Source organism: Leifsonia shinshuensis, assembly GCF_013410375.1.
GTDB lineage: Bacteria > Actinomycetota > Actinomycetes > Actinomycetales > Microbacteriaceae > Leifsonia > Leifsonia shinshuensis.
In genome coordinates, this window is sequence record NZ_JACCFL010000001.1 from 2,321,814 (window position 1) to 2,342,462 (window position 20,649).

Annotated in this window: 23 protein-coding genes; 14 read left to right on the top strand and 9 right to left on the bottom strand. The window is 70.0% G+C overall.

What is annotated here, in order from left to right:
* Positions 1–179: 179 nt before the first annotated feature.
* A complete protein-coding gene (locus tag HNR13_RS11275; protein ID WP_179605839.1) occupies positions 180–1,103 on the top strand; it encodes a heme o synthase in 924 nt (307 codons plus the stop codon).
* Position 1,104: 1 nt separating this feature from the next.
* The gene (locus HNR13_RS11280) at positions 1,105–1,647 is read left to right on the top strand and encodes a GNAT family N-acetyltransferase (RefSeq protein WP_179605840.1); all 543 of its coding nucleotides are present in this window, start codon (positions 1,105–1,107) and stop codon (positions 1,645–1,647) included.
* Here HNR13_RS11280 and HNR13_RS11285 read toward each other — a convergent pair.
* Entirely contained in the window at positions 1,621–2,562 is a 942-nt protein-coding gene (locus HNR13_RS11285; protein ID WP_179605841.1) for a COX15/CtaA family protein, read from the bottom strand. The two genes, HNR13_RS11280 and HNR13_RS11285, sit on opposite strands and share 27 nt — an antisense overlap.
* 326 nt (positions 2,563–2,888) lie before the next feature.
* On the opposite strand from HNR13_RS11285, the gene sufB reads away from it, so the two are divergent.
* The 6 genes from sufB (at position 2,889) to HNR13_RS11315 (ending at position 8,694) form a co-directional block, all read left to right on the top strand.
* The gene (gene sufB, locus HNR13_RS11290; RefSeq protein WP_179605842.1) at positions 2,889–4,307 is read left to right on the top strand and encodes a Fe-S cluster assembly protein SufB; all 1,419 of its coding nucleotides are present in this window, start codon (positions 2,889–2,891) and stop codon (positions 4,305–4,307) included.
* A gap of 1 nt (position 4,308) precedes the next feature.
* Positions 4,309–5,499, top strand: coding sequence for a Fe-S cluster assembly protein SufD (gene sufD, locus HNR13_RS11295; protein ID WP_179605843.1), 1,191 nt, complete (start codon positions 4,309–4,311; stop codon positions 5,497–5,499).
* On the top strand, positions 5,499–5,828 hold the full coding sequence (locus HNR13_RS11300) for a non-heme iron oxygenase ferredoxin subunit (protein WP_179605844.1): 330 nt from the start codon (positions 5,499–5,501) through the stop codon (positions 5,826–5,828). The genes sufD and HNR13_RS11300 overlap by 1 nt, the downstream gene beginning before the upstream one ends.
* Positions 5,829–5,832: 4 nt before the next feature.
* Positions 5,833–6,627, top strand: a complete 795-nt coding sequence (sufC, locus tag HNR13_RS11305; protein ID WP_179605845.1) for a Fe-S cluster assembly ATPase SufC — start codon at positions 5,833–5,835, stop codon at positions 6,625–6,627.
* A gap of 23 nt (positions 6,628–6,650) precedes the next feature.
* Positions 6,651–6,980, top strand: coding sequence for a metal-sulfur cluster assembly factor (locus tag HNR13_RS11310; RefSeq protein ID WP_179605846.1), 330 nt, complete (start codon positions 6,651–6,653; stop codon positions 6,978–6,980).
* Between the two features lie 115 nt (positions 6,981–7,095).
* On the top strand, positions 7,096–8,694 hold the full coding sequence (locus tag HNR13_RS11315) for an ATP-binding cassette domain-containing protein (protein ID WP_179605847.1): 1,599 nt from the start codon (positions 7,096–7,098) through the stop codon (positions 8,692–8,694).
* 67 nt (positions 8,695–8,761) lie between these two features.
* Here HNR13_RS11315 and HNR13_RS11320 read toward each other — a convergent pair whose 3' ends face one another.
* Genes HNR13_RS11320 through HNR13_RS11330 form a run of 3 tightly spaced genes read right to left on the bottom strand, consistent with a single transcriptional unit; the run spans position 8,762 to position 10,220 of the window.
* On the bottom strand, positions 8,762–9,640 hold the full coding sequence (locus tag HNR13_RS11320; protein ID WP_179605848.1) for an SURF1 family cytochrome oxidase biogenesis protein: 879 nt from the start codon (positions 9,638–9,640) through the stop codon (positions 8,762–8,764).
* Positions 9,637–9,855, bottom strand: a complete 219-nt coding sequence (locus tag HNR13_RS11325; protein ID WP_179605849.1) for a hypothetical protein — start codon at positions 9,853–9,855, stop codon at positions 9,637–9,639. Before HNR13_RS11325 ends, HNR13_RS11320 begins: the two co-directional genes overlap by 4 nt.
* Positions 9,852–10,220: a DUF3099 domain-containing protein gene (locus HNR13_RS11330; RefSeq protein WP_179605850.1), complete on the bottom strand. Its 369-nt coding sequence runs from the start codon at positions 10,218–10,220 to the stop codon at positions 9,852–9,854. Before HNR13_RS11330 ends, HNR13_RS11325 begins: the two co-directional genes overlap by 4 nt.
* Positions 10,221–10,294: 74 nt before the next feature.
* On the opposite strand from HNR13_RS11330, the gene fabG reads away from it, so the two are divergent.
* Positions 10,295–11,005: a 3-oxoacyl-ACP reductase FabG gene (fabG, locus tag HNR13_RS11335; protein ID WP_179605851.1), complete on the top strand. Its 711-nt coding sequence runs from the start codon at positions 10,295–10,297 to the stop codon at positions 11,003–11,005.
* A 10-nt stretch (positions 11,006–11,015) separates the two neighbouring features.
* Here fabG and serB read toward each other — a convergent pair whose 3' ends face one another.
* Both serB and glgC read right to left on the bottom strand, forming a co-directional pair.
* Complete coding sequence (serB, locus tag HNR13_RS11340; protein WP_179605852.1) at positions 11,016–11,699, bottom strand: phosphoserine phosphatase SerB; 684 nt, start codon at positions 11,697–11,699, stop codon at positions 11,016–11,018.
* Complete coding sequence (glgC, locus tag HNR13_RS11345; RefSeq protein WP_179605853.1) at positions 11,696–12,940, bottom strand: glucose-1-phosphate adenylyltransferase; 1,245 nt, start codon at positions 12,938–12,940, stop codon at positions 11,696–11,698. Before glgC ends, serB begins: the two co-directional genes overlap by 4 nt.
* A 47-nt stretch (positions 12,941–12,987) precedes the next feature.
* Here glgC and glgA point away from each other — a divergent pair, with 47 nt between their 5' ends.
* The 3 genes from glgA (at position 12,988) to HNR13_RS11360 (ending at position 15,381) form a co-directional block, all read left to right on the top strand.
* The gene (glgA, locus tag HNR13_RS11350) at positions 12,988–14,175 is read left to right on the top strand and encodes a glycogen synthase (protein WP_179605854.1); all 1,188 of its coding nucleotides are present in this window, start codon (positions 12,988–12,990) and stop codon (positions 14,173–14,175) included.
* A gap of 19 nt (positions 14,176–14,194) precedes the next feature.
* Entirely contained in the window at positions 14,195–14,995 is an 801-nt protein-coding gene (locus HNR13_RS11355; protein WP_179605855.1) for an ABC transporter ATP-binding protein, read from the top strand.
* Positions 14,996–15,129: 134 nt separating this feature from the next.
* Entirely contained in the window at positions 15,130–15,381 is a 252-nt protein-coding gene (locus tag HNR13_RS11360) for a type B 50S ribosomal protein L31 (protein ID WP_090038270.1), read from the top strand.
* Positions 15,382–15,478: 97 nt separating this feature from the next.
* Here HNR13_RS11360 and HNR13_RS11365 read toward each other — a convergent pair whose 3' ends face one another.
* The 3 genes from HNR13_RS11365 to treS form a co-directional block, all read right to left on the bottom strand.
* The gene (locus HNR13_RS11365) at positions 15,479–15,802 is read right to left on the bottom strand and encodes a DUF4190 domain-containing protein (protein WP_179605856.1); all 324 of its coding nucleotides are present in this window, start codon (positions 15,800–15,802) and stop codon (positions 15,479–15,481) included.
* A gap of 73 nt (positions 15,803–15,875) precedes the next feature.
* Positions 15,876–16,574, bottom strand: coding sequence for a 3'-5' exonuclease (locus tag HNR13_RS11370; RefSeq protein WP_179605857.1), 699 nt, complete (start codon positions 16,572–16,574; stop codon positions 15,876–15,878).
* A 54-nt stretch (positions 16,575–16,628) separates the two neighbouring features.
* The gene (gene treS, locus HNR13_RS11375; RefSeq protein ID WP_179605858.1) at positions 16,629–18,338 is read right to left on the bottom strand and encodes a maltose alpha-D-glucosyltransferase; all 1,710 of its coding nucleotides are present in this window, start codon (positions 18,336–18,338) and stop codon (positions 16,629–16,631) included.
* A 175-nt stretch (positions 18,339–18,513) separates the two neighbouring features.
* On the opposite strand from treS, the gene HNR13_RS11380 reads away from it, so the two are divergent.
* Together HNR13_RS11380 and HNR13_RS11385 are read left to right on the top strand one after the other, a co-directional pair.
* Positions 18,514–19,533 (top strand): alpha/beta fold hydrolase, encoded by a 1,020-nt coding sequence (locus HNR13_RS11380; protein WP_179605859.1) that lies wholly within the window; start codon positions 18,514–18,516, stop codon positions 19,531–19,533.
* Positions 19,530–20,621 carry a glycosyltransferase gene (locus HNR13_RS11385; protein ID WP_179605860.1) on the top strand — a complete coding sequence of 364 codons (1,092 nt, stop codon included), beginning with the start codon at positions 19,530–19,532 and terminating at the stop codon, positions 20,619–20,621. Before HNR13_RS11380 ends, HNR13_RS11385 begins: the two co-directional genes overlap by 4 nt.
* Positions 20,622–20,649 lie beyond the last annotated feature (28 nt).

Sequence of the window (20,649 nt, forward strand, 5' to 3'; positions counted from 1 at the left end):
CGAAACACGGGGTCTTCCCGCAGGTCCGTGCGCTACCACCCTGCGCACCGCCGCGGAAGACTGCGGAACTGCACCGGTGTCGTAGACTGGTCGAGGTCTGTAACAATCCGCACAGTCGCCGGGACACTCCGTGAGACCGGCGTCCCGGGGCCGCTTTAACCCAGTACTACCGAGGAGCAATGGACGTCGCTGTAGAGAGCCGTGTCGAACCGGCGGACCGCATCGGCGTCGCGCGCAAGGCGAAGGCGTACCTCGCCCTCACCAAGCCGCGCGTGGTCGAACTGCTGCTGGTCACGACCGTCCCCACGATGATCCTCGCCGCGCGCGGCATCCCGAACCTCTGGCTGGTGCTGGCCACGGTGGTCGGCGGCTACATGTCGGCGGGCTCCGCCGGCGCGTTCAACTGCTACATCGACCGCGACATCGACCGCGTGATGCGCCGCACCAAGAACCGGCCGCTGGTCACCGGCGAGCTGAGCGACCGCGAGGCGCTCGTATTCGCCTGGGTGCTCGGCATCGCGTCCGTGCTGGTGCTCGGCTTCTTCACCAACTGGCTCGCGGCCGCGCTGTCCGTGGCGGCGATCCTGCTATACGTGGTCTTCTACACGCTCATCCTCAAGCGCCGCACCGCCCAGAACATCGTCTGGGGCGGCGTGGCCGGCTGCATGCCCGTGCTCATCGGCTGGGCCGCCGTGACCGGCTCGCTCGCCTGGGCGCCCGTCATCCTGTTCGGGATCATCTTCCTGTGGACGCCGCCGCACTACTGGCCGCTGTCGATGAAGTACCGCGAGGACTACAAGGAGGCCGGCGTCCCCATGCTCGCGGTGGTCCGCGGCCGCACGGTGGTCGGCCTGCAGGTCATCCTCTACGCGTGGGCGATGGTCGCCTGTTCGCTGCTGCTCATCCCGGTGGGGCACATGGGGCTGCTCTACACGGTGGTCTCGCTGGGCGCCGGCGGCTGGTTCCTGTACGAGTCGCACCGCCTCTACAACCTCGCCATCCGGCACGAACACGTCTCGCCGATGCGGGTGTTCCACGGCTCGATCGCCTACCTGACGCTCATCTTCCTCGCCGTCGCGATCGATCCGCTGCTACCGTTCTGACGTGCAGGCGCTGAGGACGGCCCGGCTCGTCCTCGACGAGCCGCTGGAGAGCGACGTCCCGGCCGTGCTCGAAGCCTGCAGCGATCCGGAGACCCTGCGCTGGATCCCGCTGCCCGAGCCGTACACGCGCGAGAGCGCGGAGTACTTCGTGCGCTCCTACTGCCCGCACGGGCTGGCGAGCGGGCAGTACACCGTCTGGGCGATCCGCGAGGGCGACGCGCTCCCGCTCGTCGGGGCCGTGGAGGTGCGTCGCGACGAGGCGCCGGGGTCTGCCTCGCTCGGCTGCTGGCTGACGCCCTCGGCGCGGCGCGAGGGAGTGATGTCCGAGGCGCTCGGCGCCGTCTGCGCCCACGCCGTCGCGCCGGACGGGATGGGCTTCGAGCGGCTGCACTGGGAGTACCTGCCGGGCAACGAGGCGAGCAGACGCGTCGCCGAGGCGGTCGGCTTCGACTTCAGGGGCGTGCGCCCGCACCTGGTGGACTTCCGCGGCGAACAGCGCGAGGCGCTGACCGGCGAGCTACGCCGAGACGGCCTCCGCGGCTGAGCCGGCCTCGACCGTCGCGGGCCGCCGGGCGGCCGTGAGCGACATGACCACCGCGGTCATCATCGCGGCGAGCGTGGCCGCCAGCGTCATGTGGATGCCGACGAGGACCCCGGGCAGGCCGGTGTTCGACTGGATGAGCCCCACGGCGATCTGCACGAGCTCGACGCCGAGCAGAAGGAGCGTGAAGCGGCGCACCGGCGTCCCGGTGATCCGCCAGGCGCCGACCACGAGGACCAGCGTCAGGGCGAACGTCGCGTAGGCCGGGATCGCGTGGACGTGCTCGATGAGCTCCGGGTTCAGGCCGGTGCGCGGGGTCTTGGCGTCGCCCGCGTGCGGGCCGGTGCCGGTGGTGACGATCCCGAAGAGGATCGTCACGCCCACGACGGCGCTCGTGACGTAGGCGACCGCCGCATACCAGCCGGGGACCGCGCGGACGCGGGGCCCAGGGACGGCGTACACCCGCACCAGCAGGACGGTCGTCAGGACGACCAGGACGATGGAGGTGACGAAGTGCAGGCCGACCACCCACCAGGTGAGGCCGGTGAGCACCGTGATGCCGCCGAGGACGGCCTGGAAGGGCACGCCGAGGCCGGCGACGAACGCAAGCCAGAACAGGTCGCGCCGGGAGCGGAGCAGCTTGACGACCATCAGGAACGCGAGGATCGCGAGGATCGCGAGCACGCCGCCGAGCATCCGGTTGCCGAACTCGATCACGCCGTGGATGCCCATCTCCGGCGTGTTCACGAACGAGTCGGCCGTGCACTTGGGCCAGGTCGGGCAGCCGAGGCCGCTGGAGGTGAGCCGGACGGCGCCGCCGGTGGTCACGAGCAGGATCTGAGCCGCGAGGTAGAGCCAGGCGACCACCTTCGTGCGTCGATCGACACGGTCGGGCAGCCACGCGATGATGCGCTTCATAAGTTCCTGGGTTCCTCAGATCTGATCGATACTCGGCCAACGTGCAGGCGCGCCTCTACTATTACCGCTTCGCACCTGTAGAATTGGTGGGTTCGAGAAACGCGCGACCCTGCGCGTGCTCGCAGGCGTTTCCTCGCCTGCGGCCGGGGCGCTGTCGCCCGTGTCCTCGATCAGTCTAGGTAGGTGCTGAACCGATATGCAGCATCTGCAGCACGCAACGAAGCCACCCGCACAATCAGGACGCTCCCGGCGCACGGCAGAAGCACGCCGGGGGAGGAATGAGCCGGACTGATATCCGGTTGAGAGTGGTAGGAAACGAGGTAGATATGTCAGACATCCTGATCGACCGGCCGGAACTCGCGAGCCTCGGGCAGTACGAGTTCGGCTGGGCGGACTCCGACGCGGCGGGAGCGTCCGCGCGTCGAGGGCTCGGCCCCGAGGTGGTGACCGACATCTCCCATCTCAAGAACGAGCCCGAGTGGATGCTGCAGCGCCGCCTCAAGGCCCTCCAGCTCTTCGAGCGCAAGCCGATGCCGACCTGGGGCGCCGATCTCTCCGAGATCGACTTCGACAACATCAAGTACTTCGTCCGCTCCACGGAGAAGCAGGCCCAGAGCTGGGAGGACCTGCCCGAGGATATCCGCAACACCTACGAGAAGCTCGGCATCCCCGAGGCCGAGCGCCAGCGCCTCGTCGCCGGTGTCGCCGCGCAGTACGAGTCCGAGGTCGTCTACCACCAGATCCGCGAGGACCTGGAGGAGCAGGGTGTCATCTTCCTCGACACCGACACCGCTCTGCGCGAGCACCCGGAGATCTTCCAGGAGTACTTCGGCACGGTCATCCCGGCCGGTGACAACAAGTTCGCCGCGCTCAACACGGCCGTCTGGTCCGGCGGCTCCTTCGTGTACGTGCCCAAGGGCGTCCACGTCGAGATCCCGCTGCAGGCGTACTTCCGGATCAACACGGAGAACATGGGCCAGTTCGAGCGCACGCTGATCATCGCCGACGAGGGCAGCTACGTGCATTACATCGAGGGCTGCACGGCCCCGATCTACAAGTCCGACTCGCTGCACTCCGCGGTCGTCGAGATCATCGTCAAGAAGAACGCCCGCGTGCGCTACACGACGATCCAGAACTGGTCGAACAACGTCTACAACCTCGTCACCAAGCGCGCCACGGCCGCCGAGGGCGCGACGATGGAGTGGATCGACGGCAACATCGGCTCCAAGGTGACGATGAAGTACCCGTCGATCTACCTGATGGGGGAGCACGCCAAGGGCGAGACCCTCTCGGTCGCCTTCGCGGGCCCCGGCCAGCACCAGGATGCCGGCGCGAAGATGATCCACATGGCGCCGTACACGCAGTCCTCGATCGTCTCCAAGTCGATCGCCCGCGGCGGAGGCCGTGCCGGCTACCGCGGCGAGGTCCGGGTGGACGCCAACGCGCACCACGCCGCCAACACCGTGCGCTGCGACGCCCTGCTGGTCGACACGATCTCCCGGTCCGACACGTACCCGGCGATCGACATCCGCGTCGACGACGTGCAGCTCGGCCACGAGGCCACGGTCTCCCGCGTGAGCGAGGAGCAGCTGTTCTACCTGATGTCCCGGGGGCTCCCGGAGGACGAGGCCATGGCGATGATCGTCCGCGGCTTCATCGAGCCGATCGCTCGCGAGCTCCCGATGGAATACGCACTCGAACTCAACAAGCTCATCGAGATGGGCATGGAAGGCTCTGTCGGCTGATATGACGACCCCCAGCACACCGACGCAGACCCAGGACTCGCCCGCGCCGGCTCCTACGCACATGCGCGCGCCCGTCCCGGTGCAGACCCGCTCCGAGCGGTTCACCTCCACCCAGGTCGCGGACTTCCCGGACGTGACCGGCCGCGAGGTCATGTGGAAGCACACCCCGGTCGCCCGCCTCGCCGAGCTCATCTCGGGCGAGCTGGACGGCTCGCCGTACGTCTTCGACCTCACCCCGGCTCCCGGCGTGACGGCCTCGTGGATCGCCCGCGACGACGCCCGCATCGGCGCCGCCGGCATCCCGGAGGACCGCGCCTCGGCGAACGCCTGGACGAACTTCGAGCAGGCGCTGCTCGTGTCCGTCTCCGGCGACGACGTCAAGGAGGCCACCCTCACGCGCGCTGCGCTCGGCGGTCCCGCCCGTGCGGCGCACACCGTCGTGGAGGTCGCCCCCGGCGCCCACGCCACGCTCATCCTGCAGAACAGCGGTCCGGCGCACCTGACCGAGAACGTCGAGTTCCTGCTCGGCGCGAACGCGAACCTCACCGTCGTCTCGGTGCAGGAGTGGGACGACGACGCGCTGCACGTCGCGGCGCACTTCGCCGAACTGGCCGAGGGCGCGCGCATCAAGCACGTCGCCGTCACGCTCGGCGGCGGCGTCGTCCGGCTCAACCCGTCGGCGCACCTGGCCGGCGCCCGGGCCGACGCCGAGCTGCTCGGCGCGTACTTCGCCGACGCCTCGCAGCACCTGGAGCAGCAGGTCTACGTCCACCACGACGGCCCGGAGACCCGCAGCCGCGTCACCTACAAGGGCGCGCTGCAGGGCGAGGGCGCGCGCACGGTGTGGATCGGCGACGTTCTGATCGGCCCGAAGGCCGTCGGAACCGACACCTACGAGCAGAACCGCAACCTGGTGCTCACCGACGGCGCCCGCGCCGACTCGGTGCCCAACCTCGAGATCGAGACGGGCGACATCGTCGGCGCCGGCCACGCCAGCGCCACCGGACGCTTCGACGACGAGCAGCTCTTCTACCTGCAGTCGCGCGGCATCCCGGAGGACGAGGCGCGCCGCCTGGTCGTCCGCGGCTTCCTGTTCGAGATCGTCCAGCAGATCGGCTCGCCCGCGCTCCAGGAGCGCCTGCAGTCCGCGATCGAGGCCGAGCTCGCGGTGTCCGTCACGGCGGCGAGCTGATGGCGGGCTCCCGCGTCGCCTCGGTGGCCGAGCTGGTCGAGAACCAGGCCACCCGCGTGGTCGTGGACGGCGTCCCGATCGCGATCGTCAAGGACTCCGCCGGCGACATCCACGCTATCGGCGACACCTGCACGCACGGCGAGATCTCCCTCGCCGAGGGCTTCATCGAGGGCGAGACGCTGGAGTGCTGGGCGCACGGCTCCCAGTTCTCGCTCCTCACGGGCAAGCCGCTCAACCTGCCGGCCTACGAGCCGGTCCCCGTCTTCCAGGTCGAGGTCATCGACGGAGACGTCTACATCGACCCGACCGTCACGAAAGAGATTCACTAAGAACATGTCAGTCCTCGAGATCCGCGACCTGCACGTCACCGTCGAGACGGACCAGGGCACCAAGCCCATCCTCAACGGTGTCGACCTGACCATCCGCGAGGGTGAGATCCACGCCATCATGGGCCCCAACGGCTCGGGCAAGTCCACCCTCGCGTACACGATCGCCGGCCACCCGAAGTACACGGTCACCGGCGGCACCATCACGCTCGACGGCGAGGACGTCCTCGCGATGACCGTCGACGAGCGCGCCCGCGCCGGCCTCTTCCTCGCGATGCAGTACCCGGTCGAGATCCCCGGCGTGACCAACACCAACTTCCTCCGCACCGCCAAGACCGCGATCGACGGCCAGGCGCCCGCCATCCGCACCTGGGTGAAGGACGTCCGCGAGACGATGGGCCAGCTCCGGATGGACTCCTCGTTCGCCGAGCGCAACGTCAACGAGGGCTTCTCGGGCGGCGAGAAGAAGCGCAACGAGATCCTGCAGCTCGAGCTGCTCAAGCCGAAGTTCGCGGTTCTGGACGAGACCGACTCCGGCCTCGACGTCGACGCGCTCAAGGTCGTCTCGGAGGGCGTCAACCGGGCCAAGGCCAACACCGGCCTCGGCATCCTGCTGATCACCCACTACACGCGCATCCTCCGCTACATCAAGCCGGACTTCGTGCACGTCTTCGTCGCCGGCCGCGTGGCCGAGGAGGGCGGCCCCGAGCTCGCCGACCGCCTGGAGGAGGAGGGCTACGACCGCTTCGTCGACGCCCCCGAGTCCGCGTCCGCCGCCGCGGCCGAACTGGCCGAGGCCTGAGGACCGCAGGGTAGAATCCGATCATGCCCGCCACGCTGAGCCCGGCGCTCTTCGACCAGGTCGAAGAGGCGCTGAAGAACGTCATGGACCCGGAGCTCGGGATCAATGTCGTCGACCTGGGCCTCATCTACGACCTGGCCTGGGACGAGGAGAACAACGCCCTCATCATCTCGATGACGCTCACGAGCGCCGGCTGCCCGCTCACCGACGTGCTCGAGGAGCAGACCGCCGAGAGCCTCGACGGCATCGTGGAGGCGTTCCGCATCAACTGGGTGTGGATGCCGCCGTGGGGCCCCGAGCGGATCACCGACGACGGCCGCGACATGATGCGAGCCCTCGGCTTCGCCATCTGACTTCCCGCACACCCCCAACCCCCCGCCATCCGTTCCGGAGAAACGTACGCGTCGCCTCGGCGTGTCGCGTGCAGAACTCCGGAACGGATGGCTTCTGAACGTAAGGACCACCACTGTGCTTGCCGTGCACGATCTTGAACTGCGTGTGGGAGCGCGCCTGCTGATGGAGGACGTCAGCTTCCGCGTGGCCGACGGCGACAAGATCGGGCTGGTCGGCCGCAACGGCGCCGGCAAGACCACCCTGACCAAGGTGCTCGCCGGCGACCTCCTGCCGACCGCGGGCAAGGTCGACCGCTCCGGCGAGCTCGGCTACCTCCCGCAGGACCCGCGCTCCGGCAACCTCGAAGACCTCGCGCGCACGCGCATCCTCGACGCCCGGGGCCTCGGCTCGATCGTCCTCGGCATGCAGCAGGCCACGCACGACATGGCGAGCGACGACGCCGAGGTCTCCGCGGCGGCCATGAAGAAGTACGGCCGGCTGGAGGAGCAGTTCCACATGCACGGCGGGTACGCCGCCGAGGCGGAGGCGGCGTCCATCGCGTCCAACCTCAACCTGCCGGACCGCATCCTCGACCAGCCGCTGAAGACCCTCTCGGGCGGTCAGCGCCGCCGGATCGAGCTGGCGCGCATCCTGTTCTCCGACGCGCGCACGATGATCCTCGACGAGCCGACGAACCACCTCGACGCCGACTCGATCGTCTGGCTGCGGGACTTCCTCAAGAACTACTCCGGCGGCTTCATCGTGATCTCGCACGATGTGGAGCTGGTCGGCGAGACCGTCAACCGCGTCTTCTACCTGGACGCCAACCGCCAGGTCATCGACATCTACAACATGGGCTGGAAGAACTACCAGCGCCAGCGCGCCGCGGACGAGGAGCGCCGCAAGAAGGAGCGCGCCAACGCCGAGAAGAAGGCCAGCGCCCTCCAGCTGCAGGCCGCCAAGTTCGGCGCGAAGGCCACCAAGGCCGCGGCCGCGCACCAGATGGTCGCCCGCGCGGAGAAGCTGCTCGCCGGGCTGGACGAGGTGCGCCAGGTGGACCGGGTGGCCAAGCTGCGCTTCCCGACCCCGGCGGCGTGCGGCAGGACGCCGCTGGCGGCCTCCGACCTGTCCAAGAGCTACGGTTCGCTGGAGATCTTCACCGCCGTCGACCTCGCGATCGACCGCGGGTCCAAGGTCGTCGTCCTCGGCCTGAACGGCGCCGGCAAGACCACGCTGCTGCGGATGCTCGCGGGCGTGGACAAGCCCGACACCGGCATGGTGGAGCCGGGCCACGGCCTCCGGATCGGCTACTACGCCCAGGAGCACGAGACCATCGACGTCGAGCGCTCCGTGCTGCAGAACATGGTGTCGTCGTCACCGAACCTGACCGAGACCGAGGCGCGCAAGGTGCTCGGCTCGTTCCTGTTCACCGGCGACGACGCGCACAAGCCGGCCGGAGTGCTCTCCGGCGGTGAGAAGACCCGGCTCGCGCTGGCGATGATCGTCGTCTCCGGCGCGAACGTCCTGCTGCTGGACGAGCCGACCAACAACCTCGACCCGGCCAGCCGCGAGGAGATCCTCGACGCACTCGCGCACTACGAGGGCGCCGTCGTGCTGGTCAGCCACGACGAGGGCGCCGTGGAGGCGCTCAACCCCGAGCGCGTCCTCATCCTCCCCGACGGCGTCGAGGACCACTGGAACCGCGACTACCTCGACCTGATCTCGCTGGCCTAGCCGCGACATTCGGCACGAATCGCGGCTCTGACGCGCTCAGAGTCGCGATTCGTGACGAATGTCAGGCCTAGCGTGCGTCGAGCAGCTCGTCCTCGACGTCGGCGTCGCTGCGCTTGAGCGCCCGGCGGCGGGCCCGCTCGGCCGCGCGGGCCTGCTCGGCGGGATCGTGCTCGTTGCGCTTGCGGTACTCGGTGCGCAGAGCGTAGCCGAGACCGAAGAAGCCGATCAGGGCGAAGATGATCCACTGGATCATGTACGACCAGTGCAGGCCCTCGTCCTGGGTCGGCGGGTCGGTCACGGTCGGCGTCGGTGCGCTCGCCGGGCTCGGCTTCTGCGAGGCGAGGAGCCCGTACGCGCCGGTGTAGACGTCCGCGCCGTCGAGCTTCTGCTTGACGACGGACAGCTGGATCGTCCCCACCTGCATCCCCACGCCGGTGCGGCCCTGGATGGCCGGCTCGCTGGCCTTGAGCCGGGCGATCACCGTCACCGTTCCGGAGGGCGCGGGCGGGATGTGGTCGGGGGAGTCGGTGTTGTTGCCGGTGGGCACCCAGCCGCGGTCCACGATGAAGAGCGACCCGTCGGCGGTGCGCAGCGGGGTGAGGACCTCGAAGCCCGGGTTGCCGTTGAACGGGCGGTTCCGCGCCAGGATCTCCTTGTCCTTCTCGTAGGTGCCCGTGACGGTCACGCGCGTCCACTCCTGGGAGGGGGAGTAGGCGGTGAGCGAGGGGAGCTCCTGGTGGAGCGGGACCGGGTGCGAGTAGAAGTTCGCGGAGATCAGCGCGTTCGCGGCCGCGGCCTCCTTGCTGCGCGCCAGCTGCCAGTTGGACAGGAAGCCGCAGGCGATGGCGAAGACGATCGCGAAGGCGAGGTAGCCGAACCAGCGGCGGGAGAACGCGAAGCTCCAGCCGACGGGCTTCTGCTCCGGCGCCGGCTCGTCGGCGGTCACGCGCTCGTCCTCTCGACAGGGACGACCGCAACGGGGAACTCCCGCGCGGCGAGGAACTCGCGCAGGTAGTCGACGTGCTCACCGCACGCCAGCCACACCTTCACCCGGTCGGCGCTGTGGATGCGCGGGTTCCGCCACTCGATCCGCCAGGAGGCGGTCGCACGGCAGCCGGCGCGGGAGCAGGTGAGCGGCTCTGGCTCGCCCAGTCCGATCACGTGTCCTCCTCATCCGGGCGCTTCCCGTCGGCGCGCGGGTCGCTCGCGGGCGGCGCGCCGGCGTCCTCGCGGCGGCCCCCGGACGGAGGCGCCATCGGCGGAGGCGCCATCGGAAGGATATTGCCTGGACGCTGTGCTTCCGCTTCATGCGGCTCGGCGCCGACGTTCGCGATCACCACCGCGAAGTACGGCAGGAACACCGCCGCGATGAGCGGGATCGCGCCCCACGGCCAGCCGACGATGATCGCCACGAACAGGCACACCACGCGGATCCCCATGGCGACGGAGTACTTGATCATCCGGCGCTTGCGCTCCTCGTCCGGGGAGAGCGGGAGATTGGTGATGGACGGGCGTGGCTGCTTCATGTTCGTTGACTCCAGAGTACGTCCATAAACTGGTACGGGTCCGCCACGGACCGAATCGTCGAGAGGAATCCTGCATGACCACGCCGCGCACTGTGCTCGTCACCGGAGGGAACCGGGGGATCGGCTACGCGATCGCCGAGGAGTTCCTCGCTCAGGGGCACCGGGTGGCGGTGACGGCGCGCTCGGGCGAGGGTCCGGCCGGCGCGCTCACGGTGCGTGCGGACGTCACGGACGCGGCCTCGGTGGACGCCGCCTTCAGCCAGGTGGAGGCCGAACTCGGCCCCGTCGAGGTGGTCGTGGCCAACGCGGGCATCACCAAGGACACGCTGCTGATGCGGATGAGCGACGAGGAGTTCGACACCGTCGTGGAGACCAACCTCGGCGGGGCGTTCCGCGTCGTCAAGCGCGCGTCCAAGGGGATGCTGAAGGCGCGCTGGGGCCGCATCGTCCTGATCTCCAGCGTCGTGGGGCTGTACGGTTCCGCAGGCCAGGTCAACTACGCGGCCAGCAAGGCCGGGCTGGTCGGCATGGCGCGCTCGATCACGCGCGAGCTCGGCGCCCGCGGGATCACCGCGAACGTCGTCGCCCCCGGCTTCATCGAGACCGACATGACCGCCGCCCTCCCGGAGGCGCAGCAGGCCGAGTACAAGAAGAACATCCCGGCCGGCCGCTTCGCGTCGCCGAACGAGGTGGCGCGCGTCGTCACCTGGATCGCGGGCGACGACGCGGGCTACGTGTCCGGCGCGGTCATCCCGGTCGACGGCGGCCTCGGGATGGGGCACTGAGCGGCGGCCGTCAGCCCCGCAGGCCCAGGAGCGGCAGCACCTGGGCCAGGTCCTGCCGGTCGATGACCAGGTCGGCCTCAGCGCGCACCCGCGGCTTGGCGTTGAACGCGACGGCGAGGCCGGCCTCCGCCATCATCCGGAGGTCGTTGGCGCCGTCGCCGATCGCGACGGTCTGACGCAGGTGCACGCCGGCCTCGGCGGCCCAGAACAGCAGCGCCTGGGCTTTCGCGGCGGCGTCTACGACGGGGCCGTCCACCTCGCCGGTCAGGACGCCGTCCGAGACGGCCAGCCGGTTGGCGCGCCAGTGGTCGAGCCCGAGCCGCTCGCCGAGCGGGTCAAGCAGCTCGTGGAAGCCGCCGGAGACGACCCCCACCTCGCCGCCTGCGGCCTGGACGCCCGCGACGAGCTCCGGGACGCCGTCGGTGACGCGGATGCGCTCACCGACGCGCTCGAAGACCGAGACCGGGAGGCCGGCCAGCGTGCGGACGCGCTCGCGCAGGCTCTCCTCGAAGTCCAGCTCGCCGCGCATGGCCCGCTCGGTGATGTCGGCGACCTCGGTGCGCGAGCCGGCCTCCTCGGCGAGCAGCTCGATCACCTCGTCATGGATGAGCGTGGAGTCCGCGTCGAGGACGACGAGGAAGCGGGCGGCCCGCTCGGTGGGGCGGATGCCCTCGCGTTGATGTCCTGACGTCATGGGACGACGTGCACTCCCTTGCCGACGACGGTGATCCCGGACTCGGTGACGGTGAAGCCGCGGGCGCGGTCGCGCTCGGGGTCGACGCCGATCCGCGCGCCCTCGGCCACGACGACGTCCTTGTCGAGGATCGCACGGCCGACGAACGCGTTCGGCTCGATGACCGCGCGCTCGAACACGACGGAGTCGACCACCTTGGCGCCGGAGGCGACGGTGGCCCACGGGCCGAGCACGCTGCGCTCCAGGTGCGACCCGGAGATCACCGAGCCCAGCGAGACGATCGAGTCGATGGTCGTGCCGAGGGCTCCTCGGCCGTCCCGGACGATCTTCGCCGGGGGCGAGTTGAGCACCTGGCTGAAGATCGGCCACTCCCGGTTGTAGAGGTTGAAGACCGGCAGCGCCGAGATGAGGTCCTGGTGGGCCTCGAAGAACGAGTCGATCGTCCCCACGTCCCGCCAGTAGTACCGGTCGCGGTCGGTGGACCCGGGCACGTCGTTGTTGTTGAAGTCGTAGACCGCCGCCTCGTTGCGCGACACGAAGTCGGGGATGATGTCGCCGCCCATGTCGTGGTTGGAGTCGGGGCGGTCGCCGTCGCGGATCACCGCGTCGATGAGCGCGTCGGCGTCGAAGACGTAGTTGCCCATCGAGGCGAGCACCTCGTCGGGGGAGTCCGGCAGGCCCACCGGGTCCTTCGGCTTCTCGCGGAACGCGGCGATCCGGTCCGGCCTGTCCGCGTCCACCTCGATCACGCCGAACTGGTCGGCGAGCGAGATCGGCTGGCGGATCGCGGCGACCGTCGCAGGCGCCCCGGAGTCGATGTGGGCCTGCAGCATCTGCCCGAAGTCCATGCGGTAGACGTGGTCGGCGCCGACGACGACGACGATGTCGGGCCGCTCGTCGCGCAGAAGGTTGAGGCTCTGCAGGATGGCGTCGGCCGAGCCGCTGAACCAGCGCTTGCCGAGGCGCTGCTGCGCGGGCACGGACGCGATGTAGGAGTTCAGCATGCCGTCGAGCCGCCAGGTCTGCGAGACGTGGCGGTCGAGGCTGTGCGACTTGTACTGCGTGAGCACGACGACCTGGCGCAGCTGCGAGTTGATCAGGTTGGACAGCGCGAAGTCGATGAGCCGGTACTGTCCGCCGAACGGCACCGCGGGCTTGGCGCGGTCGGCGGTCAACGGCATCAACCGCTTCCCCTCCCCGCCCGCGAGCACGATGCCGAAGATCTTCTTGCCTGCTGCCATAGGCACCACAGTAGAGGCAACCGGGGGGCTGTACTAGCGTTCTCGACATGCGCGTTGATCTTCTGACCAAGGAGTACCCGCCGGACATCTACGGCGGCGCCGGGGTGCACGTGACCGAGCTGGTCCGCGCGCTGAGGACCGACACAGAGGTGCTGGTCCGCTGCTTCGGCGAGCCGAGGGACGAGGCGGACACGTTCGCGTACCGGGTGCCGGCGGAGCTCGCGGCGGCCAACGGATCCATCACGACGCTCGGCGTCGACCTGCAGATGGCGCAGGACTGCGGGGGAGCGGACGTCGTCCACTCGCACACCTGGTACGCCAACGCGGGCGGCCACCTGGCCAAGCTCCTGCACGGCGTGCCGCACGTCGTCACCGCGCACAGCCTGGAGCCGCTGCGGCCGTGGAAGGCCGAGCAGCTCGGCGGCGGCTACCGGGTCTCGAGCTGGATCGAGAAGACCGCGTTCGAGGCGGCGGACATGGTCATCGCGGTGAGCGACGGCATGCGCCGCGACATCCTCGCCTCCTACCCGGCGCTGGACCCGGAGAAGGTCACCGTGGTCTACAACGGCATCGACCTGGAGCGCTGGACGCCGCTGCACGACGCGGACAAGGCGCGGGCGCTCGGCATCGACCCGGACCGTCCCGCGGTGATCTTCGTGGGGCGGATCACCCGGCAGAAGGGCCTGCCGTACCTCCTGCGCGCCGCCCGGATGCTGCCGCCGAAGGTGCAGGTCATCCTGTGCGCCGGCGCCCCGGACACCCCGGAGATCCTCGCCGAGGTGACCGAGCTGGTGGCGGGACTGCAGGCCGAGCGCGACGGCGTCGTGTGGATCGACCGCCTGCTCCCGAACGACGAGCTGCGCGCGGCCCTCACGGCCTCCACCGTGTTCGTCTGCCCCTCGATCTACGAACCGCTCGGGATCGTCAACCTGGAGGCCATGGCCTGCGGCCTCCCGGTCGTCGGAACCGCGACGGGCGGGATCCCCGAGGTCATCGTCGACGGCGTGACCGGCCGGCTGGTGCCGATCCAGCAGCTGCAGGACGGCACGGGCACGCCGACCGACCCGGAGGCGTTCGTCCGCGACCTCGCCGCGGCCCTGACCGAGGTGGTCTCCGACCCGGAGCGCGCGGCCCGGATGGGCGCCGCCGGTCGCGAGCGGGCCGAGCGGGAGTTCAGCTGGACGGCGATCGCGGAGCAGACCCGCGCGATCTACCGGTCCGTGACCTCCTCCTGACGCCGGTAGGCTAGAGCGCATGGCAGGCAGTGTTCTCCGACTTCACGACGTGTCCGTAGTCCGGGACGGCAACCCCGTCCTCCAAGGCGTCGACTGGACGGTGGAGCCGGATGAGCGCTGGGTCATCCTCGGCCCGAACGGCGCAGGCAAGACCACGATGCTGCAGGTCGCCGCCGCGGCCATCCACCCGTCGTCGGGCGAGGCCGTGGTCCTCGGCGAGACGGTCGGCCACAGCGACTTGTCCGAGCTGCGCCCGCTGCTCGGCTTCGCGTCGACCGCGCTGGCCCGGCGCATCCCGCGCACCGAGCGCGTGCTCGACGTGGTCATGACTGCGGCGTACGCGGTGACCGGCCGCTGGAACGAGCTCTACGAGGACATCGACGAGCGCCGCGCCCGCCGGGTGCTCTCCGAGTGGCACCTCGACCACCTCGCCGAGCGCACCTTCGGCAGCCTGAGCGACGGCGAGCAGAAGCGCGTCCAGATCGCCCGCTCGGTCATGACCGACCCGGAGATCCTGCTCCTCGACGAGCCGGCCGCCAGCCTCGACCTCGGCGGACGCGAGGAGCTCGTGCAGCTGCTCGGCGGCTACGCGAGCGACCCCAAGTCCCCGGCGATCGTCATGGTCACCCACCACGTCGAGGAGATCCCGCTCGGCTTCAACCGCGCGCTCCTGCTCAAGGACGGCCGCGTCACCGCCGCCGGCCCGATCGCCGAGGTGCTGACGAGCGAGTCCCTCAGCGAGACCTTCGGTGTCGACGTGGAGCTCACCGAGACCGAGGGCCGCTTCACCGCCCGGGCGCGTCAGGCCACGAGCGACTGAGGTATCTGCTAAACTCGATAGCTGGTTCCCCGCACGATCCGTCGATCTGGCAGGTGCGGACCGCAAAGCTTCCCGTCATCGCGCTGACGCGCGCGGACACGACCGACCGAACACTACGCAACAAGGAAGTCCTCATGAAGACTGGCATCCACCCCGACTACGCCCCCGTGGTTTTCCGCGACCTGGCCTCGGGTGCGACCTTCCTGACCCGCTCCACCGTGAGCAGCGACAAGACCATCGAGTGGGAGGACGGCAACACCTACCCGGTCATCGACGTCGAGATCTCCTCGGAGTCGCACCCGTTCTACACGGGCAAGCAGCGGATCCTCGACTCGGCCGGCCGCGTCGAGAAGTTCAACACGCGCTACAAGAACTTCGGCAAGTAAGCCGCACCGAAAAGGCCCCGCTCCGAGAGGGCGGGGCCTTTTCGCGTGCCGTGGGACAGGCCCCCGTCGTCGACGGGGGCCTGTCTGTGCGTGGCGCTCAGTAGTTCCGGTAGCCGTGCGAGGCGGCGATGCCGAGGCCGACGAGGACCAGGATGAAGACCAGGATGCCGATCGCGACCTCGACGAAGCCGATGATGACGGCGGCGAGGGCGAGGCCGCGGCCCTGCTCGCCGGTGCGCTTGATCTGGGAGAGGGCGACGAAGCCCAGGATGATGCCGACGATGCTCACGAAGAACGCGAGGATGAACGCCACGATCGACATCGTGTTGTAGCCGGGCTGCGCGGGCGGCTGGTAGGCCCCGTACTGCGGCTGCGGCTGCTGCGGCGGGAGGGGCTGCGGATTCAGGTCGGAGTCACTCATGTCTCAGACACTAGCGACCCCACGCCGCTCGCAGCAGTCCCCAGCCTGCGGGGCGCGGGCGGGGGAGGACAGGTCACGCCGGCCAGGCGTGCACCGGCCAGGCCCCCGACGCGGTGAACTCCGGGTCGCGGACGCGGCGCATGTACTCCTGGAAGTCGGCGGCCTGCTCGCGGCACCAGTCCACCTGCTTGCTGTGCAACTCGACGGCGCCGATGGCGAGTTCCTCGCCGTGCCGCTGGGCCAGCGCCTGCGCGAGGCGGCCGGCGGCGATGGCGTCGGCGGCCGCGTCGTGGGCGGCGATCAGCTCCACGCCGTAGTGCGTCGCGGTCACGGTCAACGTGCGTTTGCCCGGACGGTACCGGTCCACGGCGCGGTCGATGACCAGCGGGTCGATGATCGGGCCGGGGGAGGACAGGGGCTCGATGCCGTGCCGGCGGGCCTCCCGGTCGAGGAGCGTGAAGTCGTAGGGCGCGTTGTAGGCGACCACCGGGATTCCGCGGTCGAACAGCCGGCGGAGCTGGTCGACGATCGCCTCCACGCCCGCGCCGGCGTCCATGCCCTTCTCGCGCGCGAGCTCGGTGGTGATGCCGTGCACGGCCGTGGCCTCCGCCGGGATCTCCACCTCGGGGTCGAGCAGCCAGTAGCGACCGTGCTTCACCTCGCCGTTCGCCCCGAGCAGTCCGACGTGGGCGGTGACGATCCGCGCCGATTCGACATCCACGCCCGTGGTCTCCAGATCGAAGACGCCGAGTTCGTGATGCCAATCGCTCATGCAGCCAGCGTAGGAACGACCTCCGTCAGTCCCGCCGAAACACGCCGAGAGAACTCACGGCCGGCGCGGCTCGATGTGCAGCCAGTAGAAGTTCTGGGTGCCGAGGGTCAGCGTGAACCGGCCGTCCTCCGCCACCGTCGGGAACTCCGCGCCGCCGAACAGGTCGTAGAGCGCGCTGCCGGCGAACTCGGGCGCCTCCAGCGTCACCGAGACGGGGTTGTGCGCGAACGAGAACACGCACAGCACGTCCTCCGGCTGGTCGCCGAAGTGCGTCCCGCTGCCCGCGTAGCTGCGGACGAACGCCAGGACCGACTCGTGGTCGGTCGGGAGCACGCGCATGTCGCCGAGCCCGAACACCGGGTGCGCCTTGCGGACGTGGATGACGTTGCGGATCCAGTGCAGCAGCGACCGCGACTGCGCCAGCTGCGCCTCCACGTTGACCTGGTTGTAGTGGTAGACGAGCGACTGCACGACCGGGAGGAACAGCTTGCCGGGGTCCGCCGTCGAGAAGCCGGCGTTGCGGTCCGGCGTCCATTGCATGGGCGTGCGGGAGCTGTCGCGGTCGGGCAGCCAGATGTTGTCGCCCATCCCGATCTCGTCGCCGTAGTAGAGGAACGGGCTGCCCTCCAGCGAGAAGAGCAGCGCGTGCGCCAGCTCCAGCTCCGCCCGGGAGTTGTCGAGCAGCGGCGCCAGGCGGCGCCGGATGCCGATGTTGGCGCGCATCCGCGGGTCGTAGGCGTACCAGCCGTACATGGCCTGGCGGTACTCCTCGCTGACCATCTCCAGCGTGAGCTCGTCGTGGTTGCGCAGGAACACGCCCCACGCCGAGCCGTCCGGGACGTCGGTCGTCTCCGACAGCACTCGGATCAGCTCGGAGGCCTGCTGGCTGCGGAGCGCGTAGAAGATGCGCGGCATCACCGGGAAGTCGAACGCCATGTGGCACTCCGGCTCGTCCTCCGAGCCGAAGAACGCCGCGACCTCGCGGGGCCACTGGTTCGCCTCGGCGATCATCATCCGGCCGGGGTACTCGCGGTCGACCATCATCCGGAGCTTCTTGATGAACTCGTGCGTGGGCGGCTCGCCCTCGCCGTTGCCCTCGTCCGACTCGTACAGGTAGGGGATGGCGTCCAGCCGGAAGCCGTCGACGCCGAGGTCGAGCCAGAACCGGACGACATCGAACATGGCGTCGTGCACGGCCGGGTTCTCGAAGTTGAGGTCGGGCTGGTGCGAGAAGAACCGGTGGAAGTAGAACTGCCTGCGCGCCTCGTCGAACGCCCAGTTGGAGTCCTCGGTGTCGACGAAGATGATCCGGATGTCCGGCCACTTGTCGTCGGTGTCGTTCCACACGTAGAAGTCGCCGTACGGTCCCTCCGGGTCGCTGCGGGACTGCTGGAACCACTCGTGCTGGTCCGAGGTGTGGTTCATCGGGAGGTCGATGATGATGCGCATGTTGCGCTCGTGCGCCTTGGTGACCAGGTCGCGGAACTCCTCGATGGTGCCGAACTCGGGCAGGATCGCCTTGAAGTCGGCCACGTCGTAGCCGCCGTCGCGCAGCGGCGACTGGAAGAACGGGGGCAGCCACAGGGCGTCGATGCCGAGCCACTGCAGGTAGTCGAGCTTGGAGGTCAGGCCCGCGATGTCGCCGGACCCGTCGCCGTTGCTGTCCACGAAGGAGCGGACCATCACCTCGTAGAACACGGCGCGGCGGTACCACTGCGGGTCGAGGGTGAGCCCGGGCAGCGTGATGGGCGCGGTGAAACTCACGGTTCTCCTTCTCGAGCGGCCACGCCGTCGGGGCAGCGAGCTCGGGGGTCGTGCACGGTGGGGTCATGCAAGCGATTACATCCAGAGAAGTCTAGGACCTGCGGGCGGTGGGCTGTCCAGTCCCGAAGCCGCATTCACCGGGTTCGGATGACGACCCGGCCTAGACTGGACGACGATGACCTCCTCGACACGGTACGCCGCCTCGCCGTACCGGGAAGCCGCCTCTCCGTACGCGGAAGCGCTGGGCCGCGTCCCGGTCCGCCGCGCCGAGCTCCCGCTGCTGGGCGGGATGACGCGGTACTGGGACTACGGCGATCCGGACGCCGCCACCACGCTGGTGCTGGTGCACGGGTTCCGCGGCGACCACCACGGCCTGGAGCCGGTGGTGGCGCAGCTCGGCGGCGACCTGCGGCTGATCTCGCCCGACCTCCCCGGCTTCGGCGAGTCCACACCGCTGACCGAGCGCGACCACGACATCGACGGGTATTCGGCGTGGCTGCGGGCGTTCGTGTCCGGGCTGGAGCTGTCGGGGCGCGTCGTGCTGCTCGGGCACTCGTTCGGCTCGATCGTGGTCGCCGCGACGCTGGCCGAGGGCTCGGGAGCGGCGCCGGTGGCCCGCCCGGACGCGGTCGTCCTGGTCAACCCGATCGGCCAGCCCGCGCTCGCCGGTCCGCGCGGCGTGCTCACCCGCCTCGCGATCTTCTACTACTGGCTGGCGGCCGTACTGCCGGAGCGGCTCGGCTTCGCGCTGCTGCGCAACCGGATCATCGTCCGGGTCATGAGCGAGGCGATGGCGAAGACCCGCGACCGGTCGCTGCGGGCGTGGATCCACGGCCAGCACGACAGCTACTTCTCCGCCTTCAGCGACCGGCGGGTCGTGCTGCAGGCGTTCCGCGCCTCGGTCGCGCACGACGTCCGCGAGTACGCGGCGCGGATCCCGGAGCCGACGCTGCTGGTCGCGGCCGTCGACGACGACATCACGCCGATCGCCGCCGAGCGTGTGCTGCGCGGGCTGTTCCCGGACGCCCGGCTGGTCGAGATCGACGGCGTCGGCCACCTCATCCACTACGAGAAGCCGGTGGAGGCCGCGCGGGCGATCGAGGCGTTCCTGGCCGAGCGGGCCGCGGCCGAGCACGGTGCCACCGGCCCGGACGCCGGCGACCGCGGCACCACGGACCGGGAGGGCCGCGCGTGAGGATCGTCTTCGACTGCCGCTACACGCGCATCGGGCGCCACGACGGCATCAGCCGGTTCACCGCGGGCCTGGTCGGCGCGCTCGCCCGGCGGCACGCCGTGACCATGCTGATCAGCGACCACCGCCAGCTGGAGCTGCTGCCCGACCTGCCGTGGGAGCTGGCGTCGCCGCCGACGTCCGTGCGGGAGCCGTGGGTTGCCCGCCGGGTGAACAAGCTGAAGCCGGACATCGTGTTCACGCCGATGCAGACGATGGGCGGCTTCGGCCGCCGCTACCGGCTCGTCCTCACCGTGCACGACCTGATCTACTATCGCCACCCGACGCCGCCGCGCGACCTGCCGGCGTTCGTGCGCGGGCTCTGGCGGCTGTACCACCTGGCCTGGTGGCCGCAGCGGATGCTGCTCAACCGCTCGGACGCGGTGGTCACGGTGTCGGAGACGACGAAGCAGCTGATCGAGGAGCATCACCTGACCCGGCGTCCGGTCTACGTCGTGCCGAACGCGGCGGACATGCCGGCCATCCCGGAGGAGCGCGCGACGCGGCAGGCTCCGGAGTCCAAGATCCTCGTCTACATGGGCTCGTTCATGCCGTACAAGAACGTGGACACGCTCGTCCGGGCGGCGGGGATGCTCCCCGACTACCAGCTCCACCTGATGAGCCGCGTCACGCCGGCCGAGCGCGACCGGCTCGCCGCGCTGGCGCCCGCGGCCCGGCTGGTCTTCCACGACGGGGCTACCGACGAGGACTATGCGGAGACGCTCGCCCGGGCGACCGCGCTCGTTACCGCCTCGCGCGACGAGGGCTTCGGCATCCCGCTGGTGGAGTCGATGACGCTCGGGACGCCGGTGGTCGTCAGCGACATCCCGATCTTCCGCGAGATCGGCGGCGAGTCGGCGCTGTACTTCCCGGCCGACGACGCCGACGCGCTCGTGGCCCGGGTGCGCCACCTGGAGCAGCCGGGCGTCTGGGCGCAGCGGTCGGCGGAGGCGCGTCGGGAGGCCGGGCGGTTCACCTGGGCCGCGTCGGCTGAGCACCTGCTCACGGTCCTCACGGCGACGGCGGCCCGGTCGTCGCGGCGGCAGGGCTGAGCGGCTGGTCGCCAGAGCGGTTCGGAGC